The following is an 8002-nucleotide window of genomic DNA, read 5'->3' on the forward strand; positions in this document are numbered from 1 at the left end:
GAGATGTGTATAAGAGACAGGGAGATGTTTTCGTTCGCCCGTTTGCGAAGTGAGGCTAAGGCGACCAGACCAGGCTTTTCGTTCACGAAGTTGTGCACGAATCTCCGAAACGACGGGACTGGATGGGTCTAAGATGAGCGACCATGGTTGGTTGAGAAGCATCTCAGAACAATATCCTGTCACATCGATGAGTTGATCATTCGCGTACGTGATCGTTCCTCGTGCATCGAAGACAGCGACAGAAGCAATCTGATCGAATGCATAGCGCAAATCCATCAATCCTTGGAAGAGTGGTTTCATGTTCGTTTGTTGCTCAGCTGAAGGGATACAGCAAGCAAAAGCGGCAATAACGGTTCCTGTATCATCAAGTAAAGGAGACAGAAGGAGAGTTGATGTTACAGAAGTGCCCGTCTTATGCAATAAGGAGGCATTCGGTAATTGGACCGATTGACGGCGTTCCAAGAAGGCACGCCAAATCTGATGACTGAATGCCATGTCTTCCTGTTCAAGAAGTGGAACAGTCTGATCCACGACTTCTTGTTGTGTCCAGCCCCACTGGCTTTCGGCTAGTTCATTCCAAGAACGGATGGTCAAATCAGTATTCAGGATGAAAGCGGGTAAAGGGAATTCTTGAATGACGACTTCATAGGAATCAATGGTCGAACGATCCATTACGTGCGCACGCTCCTTTATGATGAAAAGAGATGACGGTTCACTTGTCTTGTCTTTTCCCAATATATTCAATTCTTACGCATCGTAATCCTCTAGGTTATACATTTTTTAGATGAAGATTATACAAGAAAATCTGCTATAATGATTTTGAAAGCGTTTTCTAAAGAGCTATAAGGGGGAATCTCGATGAATCAAACAGAGAAAATCATTCAACAGACAGAACAGTTCGGAGCACATAACTACCATCCACTCCCGATCGTCATTTCAGAAGCAGAGGGTGTCTTCGTAACGGATCCGGAAGGACGTCGTTATATGGATATGTTGAGCGCTTACTCAGCTGTCAACCAAGGGCATCGTCATCCGAAAATCATCGAGGCTCTAAAACGACAGGCGGATAAGATCACGTTGACGTCACGCGCCTTCCACAATGATCAACTGGGCTTTTTCTATGAAAAAGTAGCACAACTGACGGGTAAAGACATGGTATTACCGATGAATACAGGTGCGGAAGCTGTTGAGACAGCAGTAAAAGCAGCACGACGCTGGGCATATGAAGTCAAACAAATCCCAGGTGATGCTGAAATCATCGTTTGTGAAGGAAACTTCCATGGTCGGACGATGACAGCCGTCTCAATGTCAACGGAAGCAGAATACCAACGGGGATTTGGACCGCTTCTTCCTGGAATCAAGACGATTCCATACGGCGATCTTGAGGCATTAAAACAGGCGATCACTGAGAATACAGCGGCATTCATCTTGGAACCAATTCAAGGCGAAGCAGGCATCTTAATTCCTTACGATGGTTTCTTAAAAGATGCGCAAGAAGTTTGTCGTGCGCAGAATGTTCTGCTCGTATCGGATGAGATTCAATCTGGACTAGGCCGTTCTGGCAAATGGTTCGCCTCTGATTGGGACGAAGTGACGCCAGATATGTATATCCTCGGTAAAGCACTGGGTGGTGGTGTATTCCCGATCTCATGTGTGGCTGCGAATAAAGATGTCCTTTCCGTCTTCAATCCAGGATCACACGGCTCGACGTTCGGTGGAAATCCACTCGCTTGTGCCGTCTCGATTGCTTCACTTGAAGTATTAGAAGACGAAAAGTTACCGGAACGTTCACTCGAACTCGGTACGTACTTCATGGAGAAATTAAAACAAATCAACAACCCGATGATTAAAGAAGTACGTGGACGTGGATTATTCATTGGTGTTGAATTAACAGAAGCAGCGCGACCATATTGCGAAGCGTTGAAGGAAAAAGGCTTGCTCTGTAAAGAAACACATGAGACAGTCATTCGTTTTGCACCACCGCTCGTCATCACAAAAGAAGAGTTGGATTGGGCGTTCGAACGGATTGAACAAGTATTAGGTGTTTCCGTCGCCCAGTAAAAAGAATAGCTTTAGATTAAACAACAGTGGACAGGACGTTCACTGTTGTTTTTGTTTAGGTAAGTGTCGGTTTTGATACAGGAAACGTTTGAAAATCAGTGACAAGGGAACAGACAACTATCGCAAAAAAAACTTTTAAATGGGGGTAATGGTTATGTCGAACAACAGTGGTCTCAATAAAAAAGTAGATGGTCTCGTCGATAAAGTAGCGGGTAAAGCAAAAGAAGCGCTTGGGAAAGCAACAGGCGATAAATCGACAGAGCGCGAAGGTAAAAAAGATCAAGTAAAAGGCGAGGCGAAGAAAACAGTCGGTAACGTCCAACAAAATTTTGAAGATACAAATCGCCGCTAAGACCGTTGAAATCAAATAGAAAAACCGGACTGGAGAATGACTCTAGTCCGGTTTTTAGCGTCTGCTATAATGAATTTTTATATCAATAAAAAAAGATAAAGAATAATTTGTATAAAGGTCTAGTCATTTAGATGTTTATGTGGAATAATAAAAAACGTAAAAGCGTTTACATTGTTCTGTCATTATCGTTTATTCAAGAAAGGGTGAAAGGTATGTTGCAGTTTCTACAACGCATTGGTAAAGCCTTGATGTTACCAATCGCAGTATTACCGGCTGCCGGAATCGTACTCCGATTAGGTTCAGCGGATATGTTAGATATTCCGTTGATGGTAGCAGCAGGAGGGGCTATTTTTGATAACCTGCCATTGATCTTTGCCATTGGTGTCGCGATTGGTCTATCGATCGATGCGAGCGGGGCAGCGGGTCTTGCCGGGGCCATCGGGTATCTCGTCTTAAAGAATGGCGTCGACTCGATGAACAAGGATTATTCCAGCGCACAGATTCAGGCGAAGTATGATGCGATCGCGGCGATCGTCAATGATTCCTCGACTAAGGTCGACGGAGCGACACTTGGTTCGATCGCGAATCAGGCGACACTCGGTTCGACCGTTAATATGGCGGTATTCGGTGGAATCATCGCGGGTATCGTCGCAGGACTTCTATACAATCGGTTCTATAACATTAAGTTACCGGATTGGTTGGCGTTCTTCGGAGGTCGTCGTTTCGTTCCAATCATTACATCAGCGGTCATGCTCGTACTTGCTTTCATCTTTGGTTATGTCTGGCCGTTCATTGAGCAAGGCATCAACGGTGCTGGTGAATGGATGGTTGGTCTTGGTGCAGGAGGCGCTGCTCTGTTTGGATTCTTTAACCGTCTCTTGATTCCTGTCGGCTTACACCACGTCTTAAATAATATTTTCTGGTTCGTCTTCGGTTCATATGAAAAAGCAGATGGTACGGTCGCGAACGGTGACATCGCGCGCTTCTTCGCTGGAGATCCGACAGCTGGGATTTATCAAGCGGGCTTCTTCCCAATCATGATGTTCGCCTTACCGGCTGCAGCTTTTGCAATCGTCATGGCTGCGCGTAAAGAAAATCGAAAAGCAGTTGCTGGAGCGATGATTGGTCTTGGATTGACGTCCTTCTTGACAGGTATCACGGAACCAATCGAGTTCTCGTTCATGTTCTTATCACCTGTTTTATATGTCATTCATGCGGTTTTAACAGGTCTATCGATGGCCATCGTTAACTTACTCGGTATTTTACATGGCTTCTCCTTCTCGGCTGGTTTCATTGATTATGCCTTGAACTTCGGGATTGCCACAAAACCATTGCTTCTCATCCCGGTTGGTCTCGCGTTCGCGGTCGTCTACTACTTCCTGTTCTACTTCATGATCACGAAATTTGATCTGAAGACACCAGGTCGTGAAGATGAATCGCTCGTCACAGACACGGGAGTCGTTTTGACAGATTCAGACGATAAATATGAGCAACAAGCAGCACGCATCTTTGCGGGACTAAAAGGAACAGAAAATGTCACGTCGATTGACAATTGTGCGACACGTTTACGTCTTCAAGTCAAAGATCCAAGCATCATTGACGAAGCAGCGATTAAAGCGGCTGGAGCAAAAGGTGTCATGAAGATGGGGGCAACTAGCGTTCAAATCATCATTGGTACGGACGTCGAATTCGTTGCGGATGCGATGAAACGACAGAAGTAAAGAAAACGACCTTTCCTGAGCTCAGGAAAGGTCGTTTTGCTGTACGTTCGCAACAGATGCTGTTTTGCTTGAGCGATAAATTGGATAAAAGATTCCGATCAAGATGATGACGATCCCGATCCATTGGGAACTCATCAGATGTTCTCCTAAAATTAAGACGGAACAGATGACTGCTGTCGGTAGTTCAGCCGCTCCAAGTAAAGAAACGCTGGCTGGGGAGAGATGAGGCGCGCCAGCAGCAAATAAGAGCGGTGGTAAAATCAATGCGAACAGACCGAGCGGAATCGCGTATAACAGAAGTCCATTTTCGAAGTTCGCAGAGGACAAGAACGTTGTCGGTGGATACATCGTCATGACGAAAGCAAGACCACCTGTCATCATGTAAAAACTTTTCTTGATGACGGGTAAATGATTGGCGATGCGTCCGCTGGCGAGTAAGAAAATCGAGAAGCTGACAGCCGCTCCAAGACCGAATAATGTTCCACGCAGGTCGAGTGGACTCGAGTAAGCCGCACTCGCAAGAATGGCTCCACCAATCAATAGAATCGCAGACAAGAAGTGTGCGCGAGATGGTAAGCGTCTGAATGCGAGCGCATCGATGATGACTCCGATCCAAGTAAATTGGAATAAGAGAATGATTGCAACGGACGCGGATACGGTTTGAAGACTTTGATAGTACAGATAACCAGTTGTACCACTTGAGATACCGATCAGCATGAGAAGACCAGCTGTTTTGAGATCGAGACGAAGATTTTTCGTAAATAAGGCAAGTCCGAAAATCATCAGCCAGCCGAAGAAAAATTGACTACCTGAAACGGCTGCTGAGTTGAATCCAGCAGCATAAGCGAGTTTGACGATCGTTGAGAGGACACCATAACTGATAGCGCCGATGAGAACGAATAAAGTGGCTTTTGAGCGATGCATGAATAATTTCCCTCCATTTTTAGTAAAAACCACACAAAAAAGGTTGCAACGGGGCCTTGTCCAGGTTTTTTGGACAGGGTTTGGTTGCAACCTGTGTGATTTATTGAGTTGATGTGTCGAGCAAACGATACAGCCGGGTTTTCGTTTGATTATACTGAACGGTCAGCGCATTCCACTTCTTTAATGACGCGGTAGCTTTCCGTGTTAAACGATTTAAATCCGCTGTTGACTCATCAATCTTAACGAAATCCGGTTTTTTCGTCAAGCGTGAAAGCACTTTCTTTTCAGCGTCCATCGCTTGTCGATACGTTTTCGAGAACGTTTGAAATGTCTGCTCGCGTTCCTTGATGATTGTCACTAAGGCAGTTCCCTCTGTTTTTGCTTTACCATCAAGTTTGTTGACAGCATCCTTCAATTCTTCAAGATCGAGTGCAGCGTACGTTTCCTTACGTAACGTTTCTTCTTGTTTCAATAAAGCAAGCCGTTCGTCATTTAAGGCTTCTAATTCCTCTCGTTCATTTTGAGAGCGTTTGATTTCTTCAGCACCTGCATCAAGAACGGCTTGGTACGTATTAACTGAAATTTCATCCTTACGAGCACGTTGATCAGCTAGCGTGAATGCTTTCTCTTCACCTTTCACTTGTTGCTCTAGCTGTTCATGAAGAGAGGCTGGTGAATCGTTGGAACAGGCAGCGAGTCCAAAGCTCGACAGGAACAGTACTGCTACGAATGTTTTTTTCATCTGGATAGTAACTCCTTATAAATTCGAGTGTTGCGTGAAGTTGTACGGAATATGGAAATCTTCATCATAAATCGCGAATTGATAGCCTTTTTTCTGAAGTCCGGCAACAATGGCTGGAAGTGCTTTGATGGCTTGTGGTTGTTCATGTAAGAGAATGATTTCAAACGGACGCTCTGCTCGCCGAATGACCGTATTCGCTACTTCTTTTGCACTATCTTTGTAATACCAGTCCATTGAATCGATTGACCAGTCCCACACGCGGAAGTCTGCTGAATGAATGGCAGATGCCATTTTTTTCGTGATGCCGGGATCAGAGCCATAAGGTGGTCGTGTCAAATGTGGTGTTAGCTTCGTCAACTCATGGATTTTCTTCTGAACACTTTGCATCTCTGAGACATACTTTCCTTTTTCGTACAATGTATCGTAATCGTGTGTTTCCCCGTGTAATCCGATATAGTGTCCAGCTTTAGCAGTAGCTTTGACTTCTTGCGGAAAAGCTTCTACTTGTGATCCGAGATAAAAGAAAGTAGCACGAGTCTGAAGTTGATCCAATGTTCGAAGCAAGTCCGGTGTTAATGCGGATGGACCATCCTCGAATGTTAAATAAGCGACTTTTTTCGTCACACCATTCCATTTTTCCACGCGTGCTTTTTCCATATTGACGACAGGTACTTCAGTAATGGATTTGCCTGTCGTAATGGATTGTTGTTCAGGAGTAAACACGTATCGGTAAGCGACATATCCCCCAACTCCGAGAAAGACAAGTGTGAGAAGTAAGAAAAACCGAGGTAAAAACTTTCTTTTTTTTGTACGCGGTCGTGGACCGAGTTCGCTAGCGTGGCTTGAGGTAAATGGATCCATCGTTGTCTGTCGCTCCTTTTGTCAAAAATATCATATACAGATAATGTAACATTCTGACTGTTTCTTTTGTAACAAACAGATGACAAAAAGATGACGAAAAATCGATTTTTCTAAAAAATACTGATTTATTTAGAAAGAATTTAAAAGAAATAAAAAAACAACCACTAAGTAAGTGATTGTTTCATGTGTTATTAGTGTTCTGTTACAGCACACTCATCGCATTCCGTTTGATAGGATTCACATTGTTCATCCATCTCTTTTCCGCAATGGGCACACGTCTTGACGGGAAGCTCACGATAGAATGCAGCAGATGCTTCTTGGTAAAGGGGTTGTTCCATGTGTTTTTCCTCCTTCAAAGTAAACGCAATGATCTTTTTTCTTGATTTTATTGTATTAGTACAGAAGTTGAATGTCAACTATTGTTTTATAACAGTTAATTCGTTTGAAGTACTGATAGAGGACAATGAAAAAGAGACATGCTACGATATCTAAGTAATCTGATAATGATAAGGGGGATTTATACATGACACAGACAACACTTGATACAATGCGTGTCTTAACAGAAAGACGTTCCGTTCGTCATTACGACGAAACGTTCAAGCTTTCAAAACAGGAAGTAGAAGAACTATTAGAATGGACGACAGCGGCGCCGAGTGCTTGGAATTTGCAACATTGGCATTTCACGGTCTTTCATTCGGAAGAAGCGAAGCAACAGCTTGCACCGATCGCATACAATCAGCCGGCTATCACTTCGGCTTCAGCAGTCATTGCGATCTTAGGTGATGTTCAAGCTAATCGAAACTACAATCCGGTGTACGGTCCAGCAGTAGAAGCAGGTGGCATGACAGAGGATTTATTTGATTCGATCAAGGCACAGGTAGAAGGTGCTTATCAAAGTGAAGCCTATGGGCGCGATGCGGCAATGTCGAATGCGAGCCTTGCTGCGATGCAATTGATGCTTGCGGCAGAAGCGCGTGGATTATCAACACTCGCAATGGGTGGATTCGATCATCAACGTTTTGCGGAAACGTTCATCACCGAGTCACGGTATGTACCGGTCATGTTGATTGCTGTCGGAAAAGCGGTTGAAGATGCGAAAAAGCGTCCGGCACTACGTTTACCGATTGATCAAGTGTCGACCTTCCTGTAAGTCATTCAAAATGGAGGAAGCGGGGTTCAATTCCTCCATTTTAATTTTTTTATTTTTTTTCAGAAAAAGACTTGTCAGCCTTTTAGTTTCTTGATATATTAATACATGTCCTAGCAAGTACATAACGTACTGCAAACATGATTCTGTAGCTCAGCTGGGAGAGCGCTACCTTGACAGGGTAGAGGTCGCTG

Annotated in this window: 9 protein-coding genes; 4 read left to right on the top strand and 5 right to left on the bottom strand. The window is 44.2% G+C overall.

The features are described from left to right. On the bottom strand, positions 1 to 672 hold a 672-nt coding region (locus F8N00_RS14185; protein ID WP_421018423.1), incomplete at its 3' end, for a PAS domain-containing protein. Between the two features lie 186 nt (positions 673 to 858). Between F8N00_RS14185 and F8N00_RS14190 the strand changes: the two genes are divergently transcribed. The 3 genes from F8N00_RS14190 to nagE all read left to right on the top strand — a co-directional run bounded on the left by F8N00_RS14190 (position 859) and on the right by nagE (position 4134). Beyond that, positions 859 to 2061, top strand: coding sequence for an ornithine--oxo-acid transaminase (locus tag F8N00_RS14190; protein ID WP_023467138.1), 1203 nt, complete (start codon positions 859 to 861; stop codon positions 2059 to 2061). A gap of 154 nt (positions 2062 to 2215) precedes the next feature. Continuing rightward, positions 2216 to 2413 (top strand): CsbD family protein, encoded by a 198-nt coding sequence (locus F8N00_RS14195; protein WP_023467139.1) that lies wholly within the window; start codon positions 2216 to 2218, stop codon positions 2411 to 2413. 212 nt (positions 2414 to 2625) lie between these two features. Then, positions 2626 to 4134, top strand: a complete 1509-nt coding sequence (gene nagE / locus F8N00_RS14200) for an N-acetylglucosamine-specific PTS transporter subunit IIBC (protein WP_023467140.1) — start codon at positions 2626 to 2628, stop codon at positions 4132 to 4134. 21 nt (positions 4135 to 4155) lie between these two features. On the opposite strand, the gene F8N00_RS14205 is transcribed toward nagE, so the two are convergent. The 4 genes from F8N00_RS14205 to yhfH all read right to left on the bottom strand — a co-directional run bounded on the left by F8N00_RS14205 (position 4156) and on the right by yhfH (position 6999). Then, complete coding sequence (locus F8N00_RS14205; protein ID WP_035398907.1) at positions 4156 to 5058, bottom strand: EamA family transporter; 903 nt, start codon at positions 5056 to 5058, stop codon at positions 4156 to 4158. 100 nt (positions 5059 to 5158) lie between these two features. Next, positions 5159 to 5800 carry a YkyA family protein gene (locus F8N00_RS14210; protein ID WP_023467142.1) on the bottom strand — a complete coding sequence of 214 codons (642 nt, stop codon included), beginning with the start codon at positions 5798 to 5800 and terminating at the stop codon, positions 5159 to 5161. A gap of 15 nt (positions 5801 to 5815) precedes the next feature. After that, positions 5816 to 6661, bottom strand: a complete 846-nt coding sequence (locus tag F8N00_RS14215; protein WP_023467143.1) for a polysaccharide deacetylase family protein — start codon at positions 6659 to 6661, stop codon at positions 5816 to 5818. A gap of 191 nt (positions 6662 to 6852) precedes the next feature. Continuing rightward, a complete protein-coding gene (gene yhfH / locus F8N00_RS14220; protein WP_064505459.1) occupies positions 6853 to 6999 on the bottom strand; it encodes a protein YhfH in 147 nt (48 codons plus the stop codon). Positions 7000 to 7184: 185 nt separating this feature from the next. On the opposite strand from yhfH, the gene F8N00_RS14225 reads away from it, so the two are divergent. Next, positions 7185 to 7811, top strand: coding sequence for a nitroreductase family protein (locus F8N00_RS14225; RefSeq protein ID WP_023467145.1), 627 nt, complete (start codon positions 7185 to 7187; stop codon positions 7809 to 7811). Positions 7812 to 8002: the final 191 nt, after the last annotated feature.

The organism is Exiguobacterium sp. A1_3_1 (assembly GCF_048985645.1).
GTDB lineage: Bacteria > Bacillota > Bacilli > Exiguobacteriales > Exiguobacteriaceae > Exiguobacterium_A > Exiguobacterium_A indicum.